Here is a 17417-nt window from a genome sequence, read left to right on the forward strand (position 1 = left end):
GTCGCCGCGGGGGCGGGGCCGCAACCGGTCAGATCTCCTGCGCGGTCGCGTGTGGCAGGCCGAGGAGGGGTGAGCTGCTCCCGTCGAGAAGGACCCGGGCCACCAGCGCCGGGTCGTCGCCCATCGGGACGTGACCGCAGCCCGGCAGCGGGACGAAGCGCGCCGTCGGCAGGATCCGGCGGGCGCGGCGGCCCTGGACGTTCGGCAGCAGGCGGTCACGGGTGCCCCACGCGATGGTCACCGGCACCTGGGCCGGGAGGTCCGCCGGGAAGCGCGGCGCCAGCTCGGCCCGCCCGGCGTGCAGGGTCTGCCGGAAACCGGGTGCCTGGAGCAACGCCCTGGTGTCGAGCAGGAGTTCGCGCGGGTCGAGTCGCTCGGGCCGCCCGTAGATCATGCCGAACATGGCCTTGCGTCCCTGCGGGTGCTCCGCCAGCCTGGCGCGGAGCACTTCGGGGGTGCGGGCGGCGAACCGGTGCAGACTGAGTACACCGGAGGCGTAGCGGAGGCCGGTCCTGCGGTAGAAGCCCGCCGGCGACAGCACGGTGGCCGAGGATGCGAGACCGTGCCGTGCGGCGTGCAGGGTGAACAGTCCACCGAGCGAGTTCCCGGCCACGTGCGGCCGTTCGATGCCGATGGACTCCAGGAAGTCGCCGAGCACCGTGATCGCACTGCCGATGGTGTAGGGCATGCCCGCAGGCAGTGGTGGTGAGGCGCCGAAGCCCGGAAGGTCGACGGCGATCACCTCCCGCTCGCGGGCCAGCAGGTCGAGTACGGGCTTCCAACCCTGCCAGCGGTGCCCTATGCCGTGCAGCAGAAGCAGCGGCGGGCCGTCGCCCCGGCGCTCGTGTACGAGGTCCATGACGACGAGGGTAGGGCGAAAGTTACCGGCCGGTCACTCCATTGTGAGAACTATCGTCAATAGTCCGGAAGTCGCTCCTCGGTGCTGTCGCTGCGGCCCTCTCCCGACCGCCGCGCAGCGCCTCGACCAGCTCGGGCACGAAGGGTGCGGCGACCCCGACATCGGTGGCCCGCGGATAGGCCGGATGCGCGGCGTAGGACGACAGTTCGCGCAGCGCTCGCAAGCCGAAGTAACCGGGTGGGCCCGGTTCGCGGACGGCCGGCGGCTGCGGTGCGCGCCCGGCCGCCACGCTGTCCACCGAGCTCTGGAACAGCTGATGGCACGCTCGGATACCGCGCAGCAGTACCTGGTGATACCTGGCGTCCCCGGTCAGGGGGAAGCGCAGCTCGGTGAGCACCCGGCCGGTGTCCACGCCCGCGTCGACCTCGTGCAGCGTGGCACCGTACTCCGGGTCGCCCCGGAGCAGCGCGAAGGCCACGGCGGCCGAGGGCAGGCCGCGGTGCTGCGGCAGCAGTCCGTTGTGGATGTTGTAGATCCGCAGCCCCTGGGAGAGCAGTGGTGCGCGGAAGATCATCCGATTGTTGATCGACCAGACCACACCGTCCGTGCATCGGACAAGTAGCCGGTCGGCCACGGTGTTGACGTCCGCGGTGGTCAGGTGCGGTACCGCTGCTGCGGCGCCCGGGTCGTCCGCAGGGTCGTCCGAGACGACCAGGTCGACCCGGTGGCCCGAACTCAGGGCATGGGTGACGGCTCGCCCGAGCAGGGCGCCGCGTCCGACGAAGATCACGCCGAGGCCTCCGGTGTCCCTGCCGCCGGGGCCCTGCCGGTGTCCCGTCGAGCACGGCGGACGGCGTCGCAGACCCGCCCGAGGGTCAACTCCGCCGACACACCGCCGATGTCGGCCATGAAGCCGTCCACCTCGGCCGGGCCCAGCAGTTCCTCGGCGACCACCGAGAGCATCTCCAGCACCGCCAGTGAGTCGCCGCCCAGCTGCTGGAAGTCGGAGTGGACGTCTATCAGCCGACGGTCGATCCCGAGCGTGCGCGACCACAGCACGGCCAGCCGCTCGACGACGTCACCGCCCGCCGTCGGCTCGGCGTCCACGGTCGGCTCGGCGTCCGCCGATGCCCGGGCCGCCGACGGGTCGGGCAGGGCTGCGAAGGGATCAGGGAGCGCCGCGAGGTCGGCCTTGCCGCCGACCGTACGGGGGAGGGCGGCGATCGGCAGGACGACTGCGGGCACCAGATGGGCGGGCAGCCGCTCGGCGAGATGCTCGCGCAGTGCCGCTCCCAGCTCCGGTGCGGCCCCGTCGCCGTCGGCGGCCAGTACATACGCGCACAGCGCGGCCCCGCCGCCCGGGCGGGTGCGCACGGCCACGACGGCGGTGCGCACCGCGGGGTGGCCCTCCAGGGCCGTCCGCACCTCGGCGGGTTCGATCCGGTGCCCGGCGATCTTCAGCTGATCGTCGTTGCGGCCGACGAACTCCATCGCGCCACCGGGAAGTCGGCGGCCCAGGTCGCCCGTCCGGTACCGGCGTACACCGTCGGCGCCGACGGGGAAGGAGTCCGCGTCCAGGTCGGGACGGTCCAGGTAGCCACGGGCCAGTTGGAGCCCGGAGAGCAGGATCTCACCGACCGCCCCGGTCTGTTCCGGTCCGATCGGCTCGCCCCCGCCCCCGCCGCCGACCAGCTCGACCCGGACGGACGGGGCGGGGTGTCCGATCGGGACGACCGGTCCGGCCTCGGTGCCGTCGAGCACGTGTGCCAGACAGCCGACCGTCGCCTCGGTGGGGCCGTACGCGTTGACGATCCGGCCGTCAGGACCGAGGCGGAGCCTGGCCCGTTCGGCGGCGGAGCGGGTGAACTGCTCGCCGCCGACGAGCAGGGTCCGCAGCCCCGAGAGGTCGAGGCCGTAGTGCTCGATCAGGTCGAGATGAGTCGGCGTCACCGCGAGCGTGTCCGCACGGTGGCGGTCCAGCAGATCGCGCAGGACCGGCCGGGTCGGCTCGCCGGGGACGAGCACCGTCGTCCCTCCGTGCAGCAGCGGCAGGAACAGCGGAAAGCAGGAGATGTCGAAGGAGAAGGAGGACAGGAAGGCGAATCGGGTCCGCTCGTCCACCTGGCAGAGTCGGGCCGCCCACCGGGCGAAGGCGAGCAGGCTCCGGTGCTCGATCTGCACACCCTTGGGGCGGCCGGTGGAGCCCGAGGTGAAGATGACGTAGGCGAGTTGCTCGGGGTCGGGGTCCGGCAGCCGGACGTCGGCCGGCGCTTCGGGGACGTCCTCGGCGGCCAGGACGGGACAGGGCGAAACGCCTGCCGAACGGTTCAGCAGATGACGCTCCGTCACGCAGAAGGCCGAGCCGGACTCCCGGAGGACCTGGGCGATCCTGGCATCCGGCTGGTTCGGGTCCAGCGGCAGGTACGCGGCCCCGGCCTTGAGGATGCCCCACAGTCCTGCGACGCCGGCCGGCGAGCGCTCCACGAGCAGTCCGACCACGTCCTCGCGGGAGACACCGCAGCGCAGCAGCTCCGCCGCCACGGCGTCCGAGCGGCGGTCCAGCTCGGCATAACCGACGGGGCCGGCCGGGCCGTCGAGCACGGTCGCGTGCGGCGTCCGTGCGGCCTGTCGTCGGAGCAGCCGGACCACGGTCGCGCCGGCCATGTCGGCAGCCTCGACAGCCTCGGCTGCTTCGGGTTGAGGCCCGGAGGGAGCAGAGGGAGCAGAAGGAGCAGTGCACGCGGGGCGTGCAGGTTCTGCGGGCCCCGGCCCGGCCACCGCCGTGACCAGGCGGTCCATCAACTCGTCCGCCCGCTGGGCCAGACCCGTGCCGCCCTGGAATCCGACGGTCAGCTCTGTGCGGTCGGGGAGCTCGACCGCCACACACGAGACCGGCACCAGCGGCGCATGGACCGGAAGCGCGTAGACCGACCGGGCGGTGAAGCCACCGCCGGAGCAGTCCGCCGGGCTGATCCGGCCCAGGTGGGAGACGATCGCCGAGGCCATGTACCGGTCGTGTCGAAGCGCCATGGCCTGGCCTGCCCGCAGCAGCAGGGCGGTGGCGGGCAGCGGCAGCCGGGCCAGCGCCGACTCGAAGCCGTCGGACAGTTCCCTCCGCCTGGTCAGCGCCAGCAGCAGCTGCGATCGGGCGGAGTGCCAGGACTCGCCCGCTCCGAGATCGAGAAAGACGGGCAGGGCCAGATTGCCGGTGGCCGGCGGACCCTTGTGATGGCGTCGAAGGTCCACCGGCACCATGACGCGGGCGCGCGGTGCCCCGGTGGCATCGGCCACCGCCTGGGCGAGCCGGGCGGTGAGCGAGGGGTGGCGGCCAGGCAGCGTGCATCGGCGCCACAGCGCCGCCGGCCGTTCGGCGCCCGTCGGGCGAGCGGCCGGTGCGGCCAGGGGCGAGGGCTGGTCGAGCAGCAGAGCGGGCCGGCGGCCGGTGGCGCCGACCTCGGCCAGCAGCCGGGCATCGGTGAGCGGTGAGGGGGCCGGCCGGGGCGCCTCGCCGCGCAAGGCCCGGAAGACCTCGCCCATCCAGAGCTGCGCGCCGTGCCCGTCCATCACGCCGTGGAAGGCACGGAAGACGAGGGCGGCGGGGCCCGCCGCAGTGCGGGGCAGCAGCAGCACCTCGCAGCCCGGACCCCGCAGCAGGTTCAGCGGATCCTCCAACAGGGATGTCCCGCTGCGCAGTTCGGCATCGGGACCGCTGCCCTCCTCGGCCACCCGCACCTGCGGCGGACGCCCCGAGTCGATCCAGGTGCGGCCGTGACGCACCAGCCGGGAGCCCGGGCAGGACTCGGCCGCGACCGCCACGGCCGTACGGAGTTCGTCCGGGTGCAGGGCGCCGTCGCCTTCGACGACGAGCTGCAGCACCATGGCGCGGCCGAGTCGGTGCGCGCCGAGGTAGAGCCACTCCGTGGCCGAGACCGGGCGCCGGAAGGCCGCCGGGGCCGGCCGGGAGCCAGGTGTCCTGTCGTGTGTTGTCATCACAGTGCTTTCTGGCGTTGCGTCAGTCGTGGCGAACAGTGTCTATCGGCGCCCGAGCCGGACGAACTCCGTTGCTCCGCCGATTGATTCGACCCATTCGAGCAGCAGCCGAAGGCCGGTCTCCTGGTCGGTCATGGGCAGGTAGCCGAAGTCCCGCTCGGCTGCCGCCGTGCTGTACGTCGCGGATCGGGTGAGCAGGGCCACCGAGTAGCGGCTGAGCGGAGCCTCCCGGCGGGCGGCCAACGCCGGTACCCGCCAGAGCAGTTCCGCAACCTCCACCAGAGCGTCCCGGACCGGCGGCGGGATGCGGCGGGTCGGTGGCGTGCCGCCGAACAGTTCGGCCAGCCGGGTGAGGAACGCCCAGAGGTCGGTCTGCTCCCGGTCGGCGACGAAGTACGCTCTGCCACCGATCCGCATCCCCGGGGCCTCGGCGGCGCGCAGCGCGGCCAGGACCGCGTTGTCGCAGTGGCAGAGCGAGACCAGCACCCGCCGGCCGCCGGACAGGTCCGGCAGCCGGCCGGCCAGCATCCTGGCCACCAGTCGAGGCAGGAAGCCCGAGTGGTCCCGGGGACCCCAGATGCCTCGGGGACGCAGCGCGACGGTGGTGAAGCCGGGCCGGTTCTGCGAGAGGACCAGTTGCTCGGCGGCGGCCTTGGTCTCGGAGTACAGGTTCAGCCAGCGGTCCGGGTACGGGGTGTCCTCGTCGATGCCCAGCCGGTCGCCGTCGTCCGGGCCCATCAGCGCGCTGGGGCTGGAGATGAACACGAACCGGTGACTGCCGGCTGACCGCGCGGCCGCCAGCAGGCGCGCCGTGCCTTCGACGTTCTCCGCCGTGAACTGCGCTCGGGTGCCGAAGTCGACCACCCGGGCAGCGCTGTGGTGCACGACGTCCACGCCCTCGACGGCGCGATGCAGCGACTCGCTGTCGCCGAGATCGCCGTAGGCCAGTGTCAGTCCGGGAATCCCCCGCAGCCGAGTGACGTCGCTGGTGGGGCGCACCAGCGCGCGGACCTCGTGCCCGGCCCGGAGCGCGCCCTCGGCCAGATGCCCACCGAGGAAGCCGGACGCGCCGGTCACCAGGACCCTCACCGGTCCGCCCGCCACGAGCGCGTCCTGCGGGCCGGCCCGAGCCTGCGACGCCCGGCACGGCGGCTCGCCGCGTCGTCGTCGGTTGCCGATGCTTCGCATGGACTCTCTCCACCGCTCTGCGGTGCTCCTCCGGCCTCCGGCCCGGCACCGGATGCGGGGTCAGATCCGGCCCGATCCCCGGAGCAGGCCCCGGCGTCCGCAGCGGGCAGCAGCCGCCACCAGGTGGCGCCGTACAGCATGGTCAGCGCGGCAGTTGCGGCCGCACCCCGCCCGGCCGCCCGGCCTCGGGGCAGCGCCTGCGGGATCTGCGCGGCGTGCACGACGACGCTCAGGAAGGCGTCGATCCACCACAGGGCGACCAGGACCGGCTGGCCGACGGGACGGATCAGGCCGGCGGCCAGGTAGGCCCAGCCGGCCAGCGGGATGCCGCGCAGCAGCCACGCCCGTCCCCGGCGCGGGCGGATGCGCTGTCGGCGCGCCACGAGTGGCGTTGCGGAGGCCGCGGAGGCCGCGGAGGCCGTGGAAGCCACGGAAGTTGCGGAAAGGGAACCCCCGTCGGCGCGTATGGTCGGCGTCATCCGCGATGCCGTCGCGGCTGCGTCCGTGCGGGCGCGGGGTCCGGACCTTCCCTCGCCGGCCGTGCGGAGCTGCTGTCCGGCCCAGACGGCGAGCCGCTCGCGCCCGATCTTGGCGTTGTGCCGGATATCGACCGGGAACGCGCGATGCCGCAGGAAGACCTCAAGGCCTGCGGTCTGCACCTGCGCGGCGCCCAGTGCGCGCAGCTCGGGCACGAGCGTTGCCCACTGGTCGTCCGTGACACCGGGCTCGGTCTCCACGCACACCACGGGACGCTGCGCGCCGGGTTCGCCGACGCCGACCAGGGCGGTGCGCCGGACCAGCGGATGGGCGTTGAACACTCCCTCGCAGCAGACGGTGTACAGGTCGCCGTCGGCGGTACGGACCCGCTGGGTCTTGCGCCCGCAGAACCACAGACGGCCCTGGTGGTCGAGCCGGCCGAGGTCACCGGTGCGGTGCCAGGAGCGACCGGTGGCGGCGTCCCTGATCTTGTGTGCGGCGTCGGCGGCGGGTGCCGCGTGGTAGCGGGGGCTGACGGACTCCCCACGGACGACGATCTCGCCTACGGCGCCCTGCGCGGCCACGAGGTCCTCGTCCCAGTGCGGCAGCGGGCCGTCCGAGACCCGGACGATCCGCACCTCGGTACCGGGTACCGGGTGCCCCACGCAGGTGCCGGCGCCGAGCGGCGCGAGGGCGGCGGTCTCCTCCAGGATCTCCTCGGACTCGATCGAGGTGATCGGCAGCGCCTCGGTGGCGCCGTAGGTCACGTGGATCGCGGCCTTCTCGTCGAGGGCCCGGCGCAGCGTGGTGACCACCTCCGGCGGTACGGGTGCACCGCCGGACACGACACAGCGCAGGTCGGGCAACGGGATCCGATGCTCCGTCAGATGGTCACCCAGTCGGCGCAGCAGCGCGGGGGAGGCGAACATCGTGGAGGTCCGGAACCTGCTCATCGCTTCCACCAGCGGAGCCGGGTCGGCCTCGCCGACCCGGGCGGGGGAGACCGGCGCCAGCACCAGAGTGGAGCCGAAGAGCAGGTCGAGCATGCCGTACAGGGGCAGTGTGACGAGGGAGACCTCGTCGCGGTCGCGGGCGTGGGCGGTGTGCACCGCGCGGGCCATCGCGGCCGCCATCCGGTGGGTGTACTGCACGCCCTTGGCGGGTCCGGTGCTTCCGGTGGTGAACCCGATCATCATCAGGTCCTCGCCGCGGACGGCCGGCAGCGGCACCGAGCCGCCGCGTTCGCGGGTGCGCAGGGCCGCGAGCGTGTGCCCGCCCCAGCACCAGCGCCGGCCGAGGGTCACCAGGACCTGGACTTCGGCGAACGCGCGTCGGCCCAGCACCCGTACGGCGTGGGCGAGCGGCGGCCCGATGAACGCCTCGGCGCCCACCGCCCGGTAGCAGTGCAGCATGCGCCGGACGCCCATGCCCGGGTCGACCACGACCGGTACGGCGCCGATCCGCAGCAGGGCGAAGAGCAGGGCGAAGAGGTCGGGGCCCGGTGCGGCCATGAGTACCGTCCGGGTGCCGTACCCGATGCCGATCTCGGTCAGCGAATCCGCCAAACCCGCTACGTCCGACCATAACTGACCGTACGTCAACTCGGTGTAGCGGATGCTCCCGTCGGCGTCCTTGCCGTCCGGGTGGATGATCGCGGTCTTCTCAGGGAAGGCCAGGGCGTTGCGTTCCAGGTGCTCGGCTAGGCCGAAGTCACCGCTGAGCAGCTCCGATGCGGTGGTCAACGGGTCACCGGTCCTGGGGGCGGTAGCTCACGCACGCGGCACTCGGACCGGCGCCCACGGCGACGAAGAGGATCTGGTCGACGTCCTCGGGCAGCCCCTGGTCGACCGCTCGCAGATACCCCAGGATCGGGGCGGCCGTGTGCGGCAGACCTCCACCGCCTCCCGGTGAGTCGGGGGCGAGGACGCGGGACTGGGGCAGGCCCAGCCGATCGGCCAGCCGCTGAGCGAAGTCCGCGGTCGGCCGGGAGCTGACCAGCAGTGTGCGGTGCAGGTCGAGTCCCTCCGTGCGGGCGTACCCGGACGTGGTGTCCGCGGCCAGGTCGAGCAGTTGCCCGGCGAAGCCGGGGTCGCGGCGGACGGTGATCCGGGTGCGTCCGCCGGCTCCCATACCGGCGGTCGGGAGGTACCCTGCGTTCGGCAGGTACCCGGCGGTCTCCGACGGGCTGCCGCTTCCGGCCGTCCGGACGGGGCCGAAGCCGCCCTCGGAGGTGGCCGAGCGCTCCAGCAGCAGGGCGGCGCCGAGATCGGCGTACGGGTAGCCGTCGTCCAGCGCGGCCCGGCCGCCCGGGTGGACGTCCGCGGCGGTGATCAGCACCCGCTCGGCGCTGCCGGTGGAGAACATGGCCTGGGCGACCTGGACGGCGTTCAGCACCCCGCAGGCACCGTTCATCAGGTCGAAGGAGAAGGCGGCGCCGGGCACGGGGTGGGCCAGGTAGTCGAGGTTGATGCCCGCCTCCTTCTGCACCAGGGCGCCGACGGCGGGCTCGAAGGTGTTGTGCTCGCGGTACACGCCGACGTTGATCAGCACGCCCACCGCGTCCGGTGACAGCCGGGCCTCGGCCAGGCACTCCCTGGCGGCCTGCCCCGCGAGGAGTACGGCCGCCGCCTTCTCGTCCGCCGGTGCGGCGAGGGTCGAAGCGGCCTTGATGACGGTCGTCATCGGTCAGACCCCCAGGTTGGTGATGGTTGCGGACAGGGCGCCGGTGACGACGCCGGAGGCGGCCGGCACCAGCAGGTACCGGGCGCCGCGGCGTGCCGTTCCGGCCTTGAGGTGCCGATGCAGCACCAGGAAATGGGCGGTTGACGCGGTGTTCCCGAACTCCTCGACGACCGAGAGGGATTCGGGCATCTCGGTGCCGAACTCGCGTGCGCCGGTGCGGTTCACGTAGTCGATGAAGCGGGTGCCGACCTGGTGCTGAACGATGTAGTCGAAACCCTCGTCCGCGAAACCGTGGCCCAGCTTGGCGAGTTGGTCCCCGTGGAAGGCCGGCCACATGCGCAGCCGGTCCGCCTTGTGCATCTGCCGGTTGTCCGTGTAGAGGGCGATCCCCTCGGTCCGGTCGCTGGGCATGCCGAGGCACAGGTGCGAGTACTCGGCGCAGGTCATGAGGTCCACGTAGTGGATCCGGTCCGCCTCGTCGACCGCTCGGTCCAGGACCACGGCCACCGCGGAGTCGCCGACCGACAGCGATGCGAACTGCGGGTCGTAGGAGTCGACCATCTCGCGGGCGGCGGTCTCGGCGACCCGGGTGGCCTGTTCGCCGCTGACCACCAGGCCGTTGCGCACAATCCCGGCGCGGATCATCCGGTCCAGCAGATGGACGCCCGTCATCATGCCGGCGCAGGCGTTGGACACATCGAAGTGAATCGCCCTGCGGGCACCGAGTTCATGGGCCAGCAGCCCGGCGAACGAGGGCTCGAAGTAGAAGTCGTCGCCGTCCCTGAACCTGGTGATGGAAGCCGATACGACCACGTCCAGGTCGGCCGCGTCGTAGCGGGAGTGGCCGAGCGCGTCCCGGGCGGCCTTCAGTGCGAGGCCGTAGGAGTCCTCGCCGGCCTCGGGCCGACGGTCGTACACCCGGCGCTCGGCCACGCCGGTGATGTGCTCCAGATCCACGTCCGGCGGCCGCACCACGGAGGCGACCAGGTCGGGCGTGGACTGGACGGTGGATGGCAGGTACGCGCCAAGGGCCTCGAAACGACTGCCCCGTGCGTCGGAGGTCATCTTTCCTCTTTCATCTGCTGGACGGCCGACGGGAATTCGTTCGCACCGGACCCATCAACGGCGCAGGGCGCGCTCGGGGTGCGAAGGTCGGCCTCATGGTGGAGCCATCGGCGGGCAGGGCCCTACGGACGGTCATCTGGTCATATCTGCACGTTACCTGACAGTATGTTGCCGACATGTAACCGATGGTGATTCAGTGACGACTGTCACTTGGCCGAGCGTCCGGCCGACGGCCGGATGCGGCTCCTTGCTTCAACTCGGCTGCGTCGAGGAAGCCTTGGCCGTCGGCACCTGATCCGTCGGCACCTGATCCGTCGGCGCCTGATCCGTCGGCGCCTGATCCGTCGGTCTCGGAGAGTCCGGCGGCGAGCGGTTCGTCAGGCGTCGGCCTGCGTCGGCCTGCGTCGGCCTGCGTCGGCCTGCGACCGGCACGGCGACCGGGCGCGGTTCGATGTCGTCCTGCGCCGGGTGGAGCGCGAGAGTTCTCCTCCTCGATCGCCCTCGACGTCCGGGTTTTCAGTGAACTGCTCTTCTGTCAGCCGCCCGACCTTTCAAATGATCTGACATTCCGTCGGGAAAAACATCGGCCGCCCCGCAGTCGATATCCCACTTCGCCATGCCGTCTCACATTCCGGCGGATGGGATTTCGGTAGGGGCGGCGTTCCGTTTGCGACCGGCAATGCCATGGTTGGTTGCAGCGTGACGCCCCGCTCAGCGCAGAGTCTGTGCCTGCCACTGGACGAACCGCTGAAGTGGCTCGCCGTCCAGCCGCCACGGCCAGGGAGTGACGATTCCGCCGATCATGCGGAAGACCTCCGCGGCCTCCGGGAGCCGGTGGGCCTGGACCAGTGCATAGGCCAGCAGGTTGAGATCGGCCAGGGCCGCCGCATGAGTGAGATGGCCCGGCCTGGTCCAGTCGGCGAGCGCACGCTCCAACGGCACCGCCGCGCGCGCATGCGTCCACTGTCTTCTCGCCAGCAGTCCGTCGAGGCCGCCACGGGCGACCGTCCGGTGATGGTGCTCGACGACCGCCGTCAGCTCCAGACCCACGGCCGGCACCGCCGGAGGTATCCGGGACCGGACGGAATCGACGAAGTCGAGCACCTCACCGTGGGAACCGCACTCCTCCGGTGACAGATAGCCCAGCATCTGCAGATGCGCCTCGCGATGCCAGGGGTCGCGGGCCATCACCTCGTGCCAGACCTGGAACATCTCCTGCGCCTCGCGCCTCAGCAGCCGCAGTACCCCGAACAGCACCACCCAGGGCATCGGATCGTCCGGCTGGAGGTCGGCGGCGCGGTAGCAGAGGTCGGCCGTGGAGCGTGCGTCCTCCATGCGCCCTGCGAGGTGGCCGCGCACCAGCTCGACCGACGCCTCGAAGATCATTGCGTCCGCACTCCGGGTCCTGCGCAGCCGCCAGGACCGCGCGAGACCGGAATCCGCCGCCGATCCCGCCAGCACGGCGAAGCGGTGCGCCCGCCGGTCCCAATCCGTTCCCGCATCCTGAATAACCCGTTCGATCTGGTCGATCTGAATATCGGTCAGACCTGGCATAGGGGGGGTGCCGAGTTGCTTGCGCACCCTGCCGAGTTTGCTGTCGTCGAGTTCGGGGACCAGACGCGGGCCAGGGGTTCGAAGCTTTCGAAAGATCGGCACAGATGCAGAGTAGGGCCGCCGCAGAACTCCGGATAGACCTTCGGGCAAATCGTTATTCGCGGGAAGTCGAAGCGGTATTACCGTCTCGTCCGCCGAGACCGAGACCGAGACCGGGGCCGGGGCCGGGAGCGGGAGCGGGAGCGCCCGGCGGGTGTCGGCGGGCGGCGGGGCTGCCGGGACGCGCCCGGATTCACCTGTTCCACGTGCCGTACGGCGGCGGATTCGCTACTGTGCCGGGGATGGACGCCCACGAGTCTGTGACCGAACTGATCGGCAATACACCGCTGTTGCGCTTGCGGATGCCCGGTGGGGGTCGCGGCCCAGCCGTCTACGGCAAGCTCGAATACCTGAGCGTCGGCGGCAGTGTGAAGGACCGGATCGGCCTGCGCATGATCGAACAGGCGGAGCGGGACGGGCTGCTGCTGCCGGGTGGGACGGTGGTCGAGGCCAGCTCCGGCAACACCGGTCTCGGGCTCGCGTTGGTCGCGGCCACGAAGGGCTACCGGGCCGTGGTCGTCGTCACGGACCGGGTCAGCGGTGAGAAGGTCGCGGCGCTGCGGGCCTTCGGCGCCGAGGTGGTGTTCAAGCCCGCCGGAGTACCGCGCGAGCACCCGGAGCACCCGTTCAACGCGGCGGCGCGGATCGCCGAGGAGACACCGGGAGGCTGGTGCGCCGGACAGTACGACAACCCGGCCAACCCCGAGGCGCACTACCTGACCACCGGGCCGGAGATCTGGCGGCAGACCGAAGGCCGGATCACTCACCTGGTGTCCTGCGTCGGCACCGGCGGCACCATCAGCGGTACCGGCCGCTACCTCAAGGAGGTCAGCGGCGGCTCTGTCCAGGTGATCGGCGCGGACCCGGCCTCCTCCGTCTACTCCGGCGGCGACGGCCGGCCCTACTTCATCGAGGCCGCCGGGCACTGGCGGCACCCGGAGACCGTCGAGGACGTCTGGCCGCGGTCGTACCACCAGGACGTCGTGGACCGGGTCCTGCCGGTCGCCGACCGGGACTCGGTGCTGACGGTCCGTCGACTGGCTCGCGAGCAGGGGCTGCTGGTCGGCGGATCCTCCGGCACAGCGGTGGCGGCGGCCCGACAGGTCGCCGCCGAGGCTCCGGAGGAAGCCGTCGTGGTGGTGATCCTGCCGGATTCCGGACGCCAGTACCTCTCGAAGTACTTCGACGACACCTGGCTGCTGCGTCTGGGCTTCCTGGACGGTGACGAATCCGGCGCCCGGGTCGGTGACGCGGTGGCGGCGACCGTGCGGGAGCGGCCGGTGCCGTACCTGAACGGGCGCACCACGGTCGCCGATGCGCTGGCGGCGCTGCAGAACCGGCGCGACGGTGGCGAGCAGGCCGTACTGCCGGCCGGCCCCTGCCCGGCAGGTCCTGGCCGCCGGCCCACCGCGCCCGAGCTGGCGGGGTCGGTGGTGCTGGACGGGCTGAGGGCCGCCGTCGAGACCGGAAGGGCCGCGCTCGGTGACCCTGTCGGCGACCACCTTGCGGCGCCACTGCCCCAGTTCGGATCCGGGGAGCCCGCTGAGGCGGCGCTCGCCGAGCTCGCCGACAGCGGCGTGGACACGGCCGTCGTCCTGCACGACGGCCATGCCGTCGCTCTGATCTGCTCCGCCGAGCTGCGCGCCTGCCTGCCGGTGGGGAAGTCGCGGCGGCCGTGAAGTGCGAGGCCCACAGCCGGTGCCGGTTCGCAGCCGGCACCCGGGCGCGCCGGGGGCGGTGCTACGAGCCGGAACCGTCCGGCCGGTGCGAGAACTGCCGCCGGGTGCGCAGACGCTCGAACTCGTACGGGTCGTGAGCACAGAACAGCTCGACCTCGGCACCGTGGTGGCGCCGTAGTTCACGCAGCCGCTGCTGGTTGTGGATCCGCACCGGGTTGTCGTGGGCGACGATGCGTTGGAATGCCGTGAAGCCGGGCGGACAGCGCGGCGAGTCGGTGTCCACCTCGGTGTGCGAGAAGTAGGAGTCGCCGCAGTGCAGCAGCCAGCCGCTGCTGTGACGGACGGCGATCCCGCAGTGCCCTCGGGTGTGCCCTTGCAGCGGGATCAGCACTACGCCGGGGACGGACTCGGCCACCGGGCGGGCCGCCGCGAAGCCGAACCAGGCGTCCCCGGCCGTCTCGTGCTCGACCCAGCGCGGGTTGTGGCTCCACTGGGCGGGGCGGTAGCGGGTCCGCTCCCTGCGGGTTGCGCGGGCCGTGGCAGCCCTCAGCTCGTCGGCGAAGACGTGGACCTGCGCGTCCGGGAAGTCGCCCAGCCCGCCGGCATGGTCGAGATCCAGGTGCGTGAGAACGATATGGCGGACGTCCGACGGGTTGTGCCCCAGTGCGCGTACCTGGTGCAGGGCGGTACGGGCGAGCGACAGCTGCGGCCGGATCGAGGCCCGGAGAGCAGGGCCCAGCCGACGGGGGTCGGCCACGTCCTCCGTCCCGAGCCCGGTGTCGACCAGGACCAGTCCGCCACCGGTCTCGATCAGCAGGCAGTGGGCCACGATCCGGCTGGTCAGCAGCCCGCCGTGGCCCAGCAGTGCGCGGCCTCCGACCGTACACATGCCGGCACAGTCGAGGTGATGGATGGTCATGCTGCCCCTCACAGGTCCGGGAGCCGCCAGATGCCGACGGACAGGGCCCTCACTGTTCCTGGTGCGGGCCCTGCCGTCCAGATGCCCTCTCGCACCCGGCCCTCGACCCCGAAAAGGCGGGGCGGGATCAGCGCTCTTCGCGGAACGGCACCGCCCGCCCGGCCGTGGCGGCCTTGCGCAGGTCAGCGGCCGACGTGTCCGGCTCGGCCGCGATCCCGAGCGGTGGGTGCGGTGAGTTCGTGGGTCGGGTCGGGGACCAGCTGGTGGGCCAGCGAGTCCAGTACGGGCAGTGCGGCGGCGAGCGTGGCGAGCTGGTCGTTGGTGAGCGTGCCGAGGCGGCTCGTCAGGGCGTCGAGGCCTTCGCGGCGGATGCTGTCCAGGACGGCTGCTCCGCTCGGAGTGAGGGTGAGGAGTGAAGCGCGCTGGTCGTGGGGGTCGGGGCGGCGGCCGACGAGGTCGGCGGCGACCAGGATGTCGACCAGCCGGGAGACGCTGGGCATGCTGATCCCCATGTGGTGGGCCAGGCTGCCGACCCGTAGCGGGCCGTGCGCGGACACGACGGCGAGTGCGGTCAGACGGCTCGGGGTCAGGTCGTGGCGTCCTGCCGGGGCGCGCAGCCCGTGAGCCAGGCGCAGCGCTGCTGCCCGCAGCCGGTCCGCGATCTCGTCGCGGTCCGGGGGCGGTGCCGCCTGCCCGGGCTCTGCCTGCTGGGGCTCGGTCATGATGACGTGCCGTCCAGTGTGAGGTGCAGGGTGGCGGCGGCCCGGCCGTGGGTGCCCGGCGCTGCAGACGGGGGTTCGGCCCCGGTTGCCGTGGCGAGGCCGCGGGGCAGGCCGGGCAGCCGGAAGCGGCCGTCGCGGTCGGTGGTGGTGTGTGCCGCAAGGGCGCCCGTCGGATCGACGGCGAGTACGGCCGCCCCGGGCAGCGGGCTGTCCGGGCTCGGGCCGAAGACCACACCGGTGAGCTGCCCGTCCGCGCGGGCGGTGGTTGCGGTGGCGGCATGGCCGTTGCCGTTGGCCGCCATCCGGTACGCGGCCGAGCGGTAGCCGCGCGCGGTGACGATCACCGTGTAGACGTCGACGGCGGGCGGCCGGTCGGTGTGCACGTACTTGCCGCCACGCAGCCAGGAGGCCACGGCGGCGACCAGGCAGGCGGCGACGGCGAACACGAACGAGATGTCCAGACCCTGCGCGAACGGCCCGGAGATCAGGGCGGGGAAGAAGCTGCGGCCGGTCAGATAGGCGGCGTGGTCTGCCGGCAGCTGGGCCAGCACACCGGGGCCGAGCAGCGTCTGAACCGGGTTGTAGCCCAGCAGCGAGGCGAACAGCACCGAGACCGGCGGCAGCGCCGCCAGCCGGTCGGCGTCGGCGGCGGGCACCCCCTGGGCGACCAGGCCGCTGGAGAGGGCGTGAGGCAGTGCGCTCGCCAGGCCGAGGATCATCAGGCTGAAGAACACCCCGATCGACAGCACCATCGCCGAGTTCTGGAAGGTGGTGCTCATGCCGCCGCCCACGCCGCGCTGGTCCGCGGGCAGGCTGTTCATGATCCCGGCCCGGTTCGGCGAGGCGAACAGTCCCATCCCGATCCCGTTGAGCAGCAGGATCGCGGCGAAGGCCCAGTAGTGGAAGTCGACCGGCAGGAGCGTCAGCAGTACGAAGCTTCCTGCGGCCACGACCATGCCGCCGGTGGCGAACGGCCGCGCCCCGAAGCGGTCGGAGAGCCAGCCCGAGACCGGCCCGGCGATCAGGAACCCGACGGTGAGCGGCAGCATGTAGATGCCCGCCCACAGCGGGGTCCGGGTGAAGACATAGCCGTGCCGGGGCAGCCAGATGCCCTGCAGCCAGATGATCAGGATGAACATGAGCCCGCCGCGGCCCATCCCGGACAGCAGGCTCGCGAGGTTGCCCGCGGTGAACGCACGGATGCGGAACAGGCTCATCCGGAACATCGGCTCGGCGACCCTGGTCTCCACGACGCCGAAGACCACCAGCACGACCACGCCGCCGGTCAGGGCGGCCAGCACCCACGGGTTGGTCCAGCCCATCGCATGCCCGCGGTAGGGCTGGATGCCGTAGGTGATCCCCACCATCACCGAGACCAGCCCGACGGCGAAGGTCAGATTTCCCCACCAGTCCAGCCGGGCGGGCCGTCGGATGCCGGTGTCGTACAGCTTCCGGTACGCCCAGAAGGTGCCGAACACCCCGAACGGCACCGACACCAGGAACACCAGATGCCACTCCACCGGGGCGAGCAGCCCCCCGAGCACCAGTCCCACGAACGAGCCGGCAATGCCCGCGACCTGGTTCAGCCCCAGCGCGAGGCCGCGCTGGTCCGCCGGGAAGGCATCGGTGATGATCGCGTTCGAGTTGGCCATCAGCATCGCACCGCCGACACCCTGGCCGATCCGCATCAGGATCAGCCACAGAGCGCCTGCCGTGCCCTGCATCCACGTCACCGACAGCAGCACCGAGAACGCGCTGAAGACCGCGAAGCCCCCGTTGTACATCCGGACCCGGCCGAACATGTCGCCCAGTCGGCCAAAGCTGACCACCAGCACCGCGGTGACCACCAGATATCCCATGATCAACCACAGCAGCAGACTTGCGTTCCCCGACTGCAGGGGATCGACCCCGACACCCCGGAAGATGTCCGGCAGCGCGATCAGCAGGATGGATCCGTTGATCGTGGCCATCAGTACACCCAGCGTGGTGTTGGACAGCACGATCCACTTGTAGTGCGGCCGGGCGGTCGCGGCGGCGGCCCTGGCCTGCCGCCGAGCCGTACGGGGCGCGGCAGACGTCGCAGTCATGGGCACCACTTCCTCGGAACGAGGAGAGCTGGATCAGTTGCTTAGTCCAAACTAACTCTGCCGACCGGAACGCGGCCAACGCCCTTGCACCCGGCG

General features: G+C 72.1%; 12 protein-coding genes. 1 reads left to right on the forward strand and 11 read right to left on the reverse strand.

Translation table 11 applies throughout. The annotated features are described in order from the left end of the window. Positions 1-28 precede the first annotated feature (28 nt). The 8 genes from P3T39_RS13850 to P3T39_RS13885 all read right to left on the reverse strand — a co-directional run bounded on the left by P3T39_RS13850 (position 29) and on the right by P3T39_RS13885 (position 11917). Positions 29-859: an alpha/beta fold hydrolase gene (locus P3T39_RS13850; protein ID WP_280697833.1), complete on the reverse strand. Its 831-nt coding sequence runs from the start codon at positions 857-859 to the stop codon at positions 29-31. Positions 860-881: 22 nt separating this feature from the next. Continuing rightward, a complete protein-coding gene (locus tag P3T39_RS13855) occupies positions 882-1649 on the reverse strand; it encodes a formyltransferase family protein (protein WP_280697834.1) in 768 nt (255 codons plus the stop codon). Then, positions 1646-4849, reverse strand: coding sequence for a non-ribosomal peptide synthetase (locus tag P3T39_RS13860; protein WP_280697835.1), 3204 nt, complete (start codon positions 4847-4849; stop codon positions 1646-1648). Before P3T39_RS13860 ends, P3T39_RS13855 begins: the two co-directional genes overlap by 4 nt. 42 nt (positions 4850-4891) lie before the next feature. Continuing rightward, positions 4892-5953 (reverse strand): NAD-dependent epimerase/dehydratase family protein, encoded by a 1062-nt coding sequence (locus tag P3T39_RS13865; RefSeq protein ID WP_280697836.1) that lies wholly within the window; start codon positions 5951-5953, stop codon positions 4892-4894. After that, positions 5935-8256 carry a fatty acid CoA ligase family protein gene (locus tag P3T39_RS13870; protein WP_280697837.1) on the reverse strand — a complete coding sequence of 774 codons (2322 nt, stop codon included), beginning with the start codon at positions 8254-8256 and terminating at the stop codon, positions 5935-5937. Before P3T39_RS13870 ends, P3T39_RS13865 begins: the two co-directional genes overlap by 19 nt. A 4-nt stretch (positions 8257-8260) precedes the next feature. Beyond that, entirely contained in the window at positions 8261-9196 is a 936-nt protein-coding gene (locus tag P3T39_RS13875; protein WP_280697838.1) for a hypothetical protein, read from the reverse strand. A gap of 3 nt (positions 9197-9199) precedes the next feature. Continuing rightward, a complete protein-coding gene (locus P3T39_RS13880) occupies positions 9200-10261 on the reverse strand; it encodes a 3-oxoacyl-[acyl-carrier-protein] synthase III C-terminal domain-containing protein (protein WP_280697839.1) in 1062 nt (353 codons plus the stop codon). Positions 10262-10972: 711 nt separating this feature from the next. Continuing rightward, a complete protein-coding gene (locus P3T39_RS13885; protein ID WP_280697840.1) occupies positions 10973-11917 on the reverse strand; it encodes a hypothetical protein in 945 nt (314 codons plus the stop codon). A gap of 239 nt (positions 11918-12156) precedes the next feature. On the opposite strand from P3T39_RS13885, the gene P3T39_RS13890 reads away from it, so the two are divergent. Then, on the forward strand, positions 12157-13593 hold the full coding sequence (locus P3T39_RS13890) for a pyridoxal-phosphate dependent enzyme (RefSeq protein WP_280697841.1): 1437 nt from the start codon (positions 12157-12159) through the stop codon (positions 13591-13593). Positions 13594-13654: 61 nt separating this feature from the next. On the opposite strand, the gene P3T39_RS13895 is transcribed toward P3T39_RS13890, so the two are convergent. The 3 genes from P3T39_RS13895 to P3T39_RS13905 form a co-directional block, all read right to left on the reverse strand. Next, positions 13655-14512: an MBL fold metallo-hydrolase gene (locus P3T39_RS13895; protein WP_280697842.1), complete on the reverse strand. Its 858-nt coding sequence runs from the start codon at positions 14510-14512 to the stop codon at positions 13655-13657. A 182-nt stretch (positions 14513-14694) separates the two neighbouring features. Then, entirely contained in the window at positions 14695-15234 is a 540-nt protein-coding gene (locus tag P3T39_RS13900; protein ID WP_280697843.1) for a MarR family transcriptional regulator, read from the reverse strand. Then, complete coding sequence (locus tag P3T39_RS13905) at positions 15231-17204, reverse strand: MFS transporter (RefSeq protein WP_280697891.1); 1974 nt, start codon at positions 17202-17204, stop codon at positions 15231-15233. Before P3T39_RS13905 ends, P3T39_RS13900 begins: the two co-directional genes overlap by 4 nt. Positions 17205-17417: the final 213 nt, after the last annotated feature.

The organism is Kitasatospora sp. GP82, from assembly GCF_029892105.1.
Taxonomy (GTDB): Bacteria; Actinomycetota; Actinomycetes; order Streptomycetales; family Streptomycetaceae; genus Kitasatospora.

Coding starts and splice junctions, on each gene's coding strand:
- P3T39_RS13860 (WP_280697835.1), bottom strand. CDS start 4,849: ATGACAACACACGACAGGACACCTGGCTCCCGGCCGGCCCCGGCGGCC.
- P3T39_RS13905 (WP_280697891.1), bottom strand. CDS start 17,204: ATGGCCACGATCAACGGATCCATCCTGCTGATCGCGCTGCCGGACATC.
- P3T39_RS13890 (WP_280697841.1), top strand. CDS start 12,157: ATGGACGCCCACGAGTCTGTGACCGAACTGATCGGCAATACACCGCTG.
- P3T39_RS13875 (WP_280697838.1), bottom strand. CDS start 9,196: ATGACGACCGTCATCAAGGCCGCTTCGACCCTCGCCGCACCGGCGGAC.
- P3T39_RS13900 (WP_280697843.1), bottom strand. CDS start 15,234: ATGACCGAGCCCCAGCAGGCAGAGCCCGGGCAGGCGGCACCGCCCCCG.
- P3T39_RS13880 (WP_280697839.1), bottom strand. CDS start 10,261: ATGACCTCCGACGCACGGGGCAGTCGTTTCGAGGCCCTTGGCGCGTAC.
- P3T39_RS13850 (WP_280697833.1), bottom strand. CDS start 859: ATGGACCTCGTACACGAGCGCCGGGGCGACGGCCCGCCGCTGCTTCTG.
- P3T39_RS13895 (WP_280697842.1), bottom strand. CDS start 14,512: ATGACCATCCATCACCTCGACTGTGCCGGCATGTGTACGGTCGGAGGC.